The sequence below is a fragment of the Niameybacter sp. genome (assembly GCF_036655075.1).
Lineage (GTDB): Bacteria > Bacillota > Clostridia > Lachnospirales > Cellulosilyticaceae > Holtiella.
In genome coordinates this window covers 1-4,790 of sequence record NZ_JAVVQU010000089.1, presented here as the reverse complement: position 1 = coordinate 4,790, position 4,790 = coordinate 1, and the positions used below count along the sequence as shown (strand labels likewise).

General features: G+C 36.9%; 4 protein-coding genes. 1 reads left to right on the top strand and 3 read right to left on the bottom strand.

The window, feature by feature from the left end:
* The first annotated feature begins 80 nt into the window (after nucleotides 1-80).
* Nucleotides 81-1,478, top strand: coding sequence for an undecaprenyl-phosphate glucose phosphotransferase (locus RRY75_RS13925; RefSeq protein ID WP_332717348.1), 1,398 nt, complete (start codon nucleotides 81-83; stop codon nucleotides 1,476-1,478).
* A 65-nt stretch (nucleotides 1,479-1,543) separates the two neighbouring features.
* Here the strand turns inward: RRY75_RS13925 and RRY75_RS13920 are convergent, their stop codons facing one another.
* From RRY75_RS13920 to RRY75_RS13910, 3 genes are all read right to left on the bottom strand, one after another.
* Nucleotides 1,544-2,269 (bottom strand): Fic family protein, encoded by a 726-nt coding sequence (locus RRY75_RS13920; RefSeq protein ID WP_332494355.1) that lies wholly within the window; start codon nucleotides 2,267-2,269, stop codon nucleotides 1,544-1,546.
* 57 nt (nucleotides 2,270-2,326) lie between these two features.
* On the bottom strand, nucleotides 2,327-4,222 hold the full coding sequence (locus RRY75_RS13915) for an O-antigen ligase family protein (RefSeq protein ID WP_332528657.1): 1,896 nt from the start codon (nucleotides 4,220-4,222) through the stop codon (nucleotides 2,327-2,329).
* A 126-nt stretch (nucleotides 4,223-4,348) separates the two neighbouring features.
* A partial coding sequence (locus RRY75_RS13910; protein WP_332528007.1) for a stalk domain-containing protein occupies nucleotides 4,349-4,790 on the bottom strand: 442 nt, incomplete at its 5' end.

The following is a 4,790-nucleotide window of genomic DNA, read 5'->3' as shown; positions in this document are numbered from 1 at the left end:
AAATTTCCATGTCTCCTTTTGTTCTTTCCGTTAGAATATAGTATAATTATATTAGGACTTTATATACAAAGGAGTATTTTATGATTAGAGAAAACCAACGGTATTTAAATCGTCTACAAGTTTTTCTAGACCTCTTACTTATCATTATTTCATATATAGTTGCTTACTGCATTCGATTTTACTTATTAGATAATGGTACGATTTCATTATCTTTAGCTGAATCTTTAAAACCTGTCATCTTGTGTATCCCTGTTTATTTTAGCTTATATAACATCTTTGACATCTATAGTACCAGACGCACGAAGCCTTTTCACATTGAAGTTTCTTCCATTGTGAAGACCAATATCTTAGCAAGTATCCTCTTAATGGTTGGGCTTTTTACCTTCAAGGTCATTCATTTCTCTCGTGGGACACTTATTATTTTCTTTATTCTCAACACATGTGCTACGATTAGTGTACGTATAGGGATTCGTCTAATCCTTAAGAAGTACCGCAGGCTCGGGTACAACTTGAAGCATTGCCTTGTCATCGGTGCAACCGATAGCAGTGCACTCTTCTTAGACAAAACTAAAAGAAATCCTCACTGGGGCTACAACATTGTTGGAATTATTCCTTCTAGTGGAAGCCCTATAAAGAAATTCAAAGGCTATCCTGTTCTTGGACAAGTTGCTGACTTAGAAGAAATCCTTACTACCAAATCCATCGACATCGCCATTGTAGGTGTATCCGGTGCAGATCTTAGTGAACTGGGTCATATTCTTCAAGCCTGTGAAAAGGCTGGCATCAAAACACAGATTATTCCTTATTATCATCAGTACATCCCTGCTAAGCCTTATATGGATGACTTAGATGGTCTACCTGTTATTGATATCCGTCATGTACCACTTGATAATGTCTTTAAAAGCTTTATCAAGCGTAGCTTTGATATCCTCTTTTCACTAGTAGCTATTATATTGACCAGCCCCCTCCTTATCTTTGCCGCTGTTATGACCAAACTCACCTCGCCAGGCCCTATCATTTACAAGCAAGAACGCGTTGGCCTTAATCGCCAAAGCTTCAATATGTACAAGTTTCGTTCCATGCGTGTTCAATCAAAATCCGAAGAAAAGAACAAATGGACTACGCCCAATGACCCACGCAAGACAAAGTGGGGCAGTTTCATACGTAAGACAAGCATTGATGAGCTCCCACAATTCTTCAATGTCTTAAAAGGGGATATGTCTGTTGTAGGACCTAGACCCGAAAGACCTTACTTTGTTGATAAGTTCAAAGAAACCATTCCTCGCTATATGGTGAAACACCAAGTCCGTCCTGGCATTACAGGTTGGGCACAAATCACTGGATTTAGAGGGGATACATCTATCGAAGGTCGCATTGAACATGACCTCTATTATATTGAAAACTGGACTTTTAGCTTTGATTTGAAGATTATTTTACTCACTGTCTTCAAAGGTTTTATTAATAAAAATGCATACTAATATGATAAAAAGCATGTATCCCTACTGATTTGAGGGAATACATGCTTTTTATCATATTGTTTGACCTAAGATTGCTCCAAACACTTAATCGTATTGGAAAGTTCTACAGTTTTATCTGATAAGAATTCCTGACATTTTTTGAGTACTTCTAATAAATCACTCATATCTTGCATAGTTTGCATCTTTTGCAAGCCTTCTTTATATTGCTTTTCATACTTTTCATCAATGGCAATTAAGCCTACACCATTTTCTAGGCACTGCTTAAGCATAATAAATCTACCTACACGACCATTTCCATCTTGGAAAGGATGTATAGATTCAAACTGCACATGGAAAGCAACAATATCTTCAAACGCTTTCTCACACTGTTCCCACCAACTTAGTAATTCTTCTATTTTAGCATCCACTTCATAAGGCTGCGCCACTTGAGCTTTAGATCCACTGATATAGTTCGGTATCTTCTTCCAACACCCTGAAAAACCATATTCAGCATCTCTTGTATTCAACTTGAGCATTCTATGATATTCCAATATGAGCCTTTTTGTAAGTGGCTCGCTGAGTGTATCCACTGTGAAGTCAAAGAGATCAACTGAGTTGATGGTCTCAAACACATCATCGACTTTATGAGAGCCTTCAATAATCTTTTGGTCTAAGTAGCTCGCTAAGTTTTCCCTTGTGAACGTACTGCCCTCAATCTTATTAGAATGATAAAGAAATTCTTGTTTGATTTGAGTATAAATAGAGTTAGGATATTTTTTAATTTCTTGAATTTGTTGAACTGTTAATTGCATTTCTTATCTCCTCCTATTCAAATTTCACCTCAAAAGATACTTCTTACATAATCACATTTACATATGTTTTTTGGTCTTCATATGAATAGTGGCATGTGCAACTTTTGCACGTCCACTCTTTTGTTCTTTTGCAACCATAAAGTTGGTTGCCATCCCTACACCTAGTAAGATCCAAAAGATTGGTGCAACGGGTACCACTGAGTCATTGAAGATACCAGCTCCCAAATACCCGACTATTGCTAATAACACTGCACCCCCTAGTATCTCCACTTTACTATAGCCTGTCTTAAATCCATACAATCTAACAGCTTGAACAACATAAGTGCCTACTAAAACCAAGAATGCAACAAGTGCAACAACACCTTGATTGAGTGCAATCTGTAAATAGAGATTATGAGGCTTATCTACAACAATATTTGGCGTATCATAAGCAGCCCATTTGCCTAATACATCATCTTGTGGAAACGCGAAGGCATAAGCATCTGGCCCAAATCCGATGAGTAAGGTCTCTTTTAACAAAGGTAAACTTCTAGACCAAATATAGCCCCTTGCTGAACCCATTCTTTCTTTGCCTTTAAATCCTATAGCTGGCGGTTCTACAAATGCTTTAGGTTCATAGGTGTAGTCATCCACTAGCTCAATCCCTTGCTCGCTCATCCCTAAAGTCAGCACTTTAGTATTTTGGTAAGCTAATACAAGATAGTTTTTACCTTCTAATTGTTTCACATGGAAGATCCAATCTTCAAACTTAGGCTCTTGTGTAAAGTATTTTGCCCCTTGCCCTAAGTCCATGTAAATATACACAACTTGTGTACCTGTCTCATCTTCAAATCTAGGCCCTTCTTCTGTCATACTTAGAGTAAGTGCTTGACCTTGCATATTCAATGTCAGCTTACCGTCTGCTTGCTCAATACCTTGAAGAGGCAAGTTAGCCTTATAATCCACATTTTCTTGAGTAGGCTGAAACATCCCTTTTATATCTGCTACTAATGTAGGGATTCTTGAGAAGATACTTCCATTCGTTGCACTATTAAGTCCCACTATACTTACAACGCCAATAGCCGCTACAATGAGTATACCCTTCCAATACTTCAGACAGCCTCTTCCAAATACAACGACAAACACAAGTACACTACAAGCAACCCCTATCAATCCTGCACGTGAGGTACTTCCAAAAAGTAAAAATAAGCTACACAAGCTTAATATACCATATACAATCTTACTTTTATATCCCTTCATAAAACAGGTTAAAGTAATAAATAGTGGTACCATCATTGCCGCAAAACTTCCCATATAGTTATAGTGGAAGAGTGTACCATATATATTTTTATCTTTATACAGCCCTTTCAACATGCCTCTATCTTCTGCATAATGCTCTGGAATAATCAGTTTACTTCCCCACTCCGTCATAAACAGGTCTTTACCAACATATTGGAAGTATCCAATAACAGTTAGACAGATGACCAAAAATCCTAGTGGAATAAGAATAAACTTATAATCTCTCTTTTCTTTCACACAGTAATAAGTGTAAAGCATCATGATGATATAACAAATGAGAATCACCATACCTTCTGCATGATTAGGCAGTCCCCAGGTGGTTACCTCTCGGTAAGAAGATAATAATCCTGATAAAAGTGTCATGACTATAAAGAGCGCTGACATTCCATAATAAAGATAAGATACCTTATCTCTTTTTATATCTTCCTTTTTCCATGTTAAGAACAAGATAACACCCATCACAATCACTAAGGCTACAATAGCCTGCGCTTTGTATTGGGCAAAGAAATCAATATTATTACCTGTTATATAAAGTATATATTCAGCTGGAATATCGGTCTTAACAAGTCTAACAATAAGCGGCACAACCCCTAACAATGCCATAATCGGTACAAATAGTATCCACTTAAAATTGAAGGTATACTTACCTTGAACTTCTTTTTCCTTTTGAACCATTCACTCACCTCTTTATCTCTATATTGTTTCATAACTTGTATTATAGCATATTCTTGCAGAAATAATCATCTCTAAACGCAAAAAAGCAACCCCCGAAGGAGTTGCTTTTTATATACAAATCACAAATTATTTAACTTGGTTTGTGAATGTGATTGATTTTGTAGCAGGATCGAAGCTGAATCCGATTCCAAGACCATCAGCAACATATTTGAATGGTACATATGTTCTACCATCTTTGATAACTACTGCTGTATCCATTGGGATAGCGATTCCATTTTTGTTCATGATGTTTGAACCGTTTTGGAATTGAAGAACAGCGCCATCTTTGAATACTGTTACAGTACCAACACCGTTTACAGTACCGAAGTCAAGTTTACCGAATTCTTCAGCGATGAATTTAACTGGAACCATAGTTCTGTTGTTAGCATCGATGTAAGCAGCAGCATCAGCTGTTTTAGCTTCTTTGTTTACTGTGTATTCTTTAGAACCTACAGTTAATACGATTTCTTTAGCTGCAGCAGCGTTTGGAAGATCTTCTGTATTTTTTGTACCAACTTTAACGAAATCT

Bases quoted from the DNA above. Each gene is read 5' to 3' on its own strand.
- RRY75_RS13925 (WP_332717348.1), top strand. From the start codon at position 81: ATGATTAGAGAAAACCAACGGTATTTAAATCGTCTACAAGTTTTTCTA.
- RRY75_RS13920 (WP_332494355.1), bottom strand. From the start codon at position 2,269: ATGCAATTAACAGTTCAACAAATTCAAGAAATTAAAAAATATCCTAAC.
- RRY75_RS13915 (WP_332528657.1), bottom strand. From the start codon at position 4,222: ATGGTTCAAAAGGAAAAAGAAGTTCAAGGTAAGTATACCTTCAATTTT.